Source organism: Halostella sp. PRR32 (genome assembly GCF_034808085.1).
GTDB classification, from domain to species: domain Archaea; phylum Halobacteriota; class Halobacteria; order Halobacteriales; family Natronoarchaeaceae; genus Halostella; species Halostella pelagica.
Window position 1 is genome coordinate 1 of the sequence record NZ_JAXHGL010000151.1, and the last position, 266, is coordinate 266.

Annotated in this window: 1 pseudogene; it reads left to right on the forward strand. The window is 69.9% G+C overall.

The features are described from left to right. A pseudogene (locus SM753_RS20710) lies at positions 1 to 251 on the forward strand (hypothetical protein); the annotation flags it as partial. Positions 252 to 266 lie beyond the last annotated feature (15 nt).

Below are 266 nucleotides of genomic sequence, written 5' to 3' on the forward strand. Positions count from 1 at the left end.
GCCAGATCACCGACGAGTACCTCGCGGGTCGGTTCCGGTGGCGGTACCTCAACGCGCCCTTCTACGTCCTCTCTATCGCGGTCGTATTGTACGCGGTCTCGGGGTTCTTCCTGCCGGCCGCGCCGGGCGTGACCTCTCTCGGGCTCCCCGATCTCGCGATGGCGCTCGCGGCCGGAACGCTCACCGCCGTGTTGAGCACGCTCGCGTTCGCGGTCGCGGAGTCGCAGCTCCCGTCGGCGGACCCGGCTTGAAAAGGCGGCGACGCG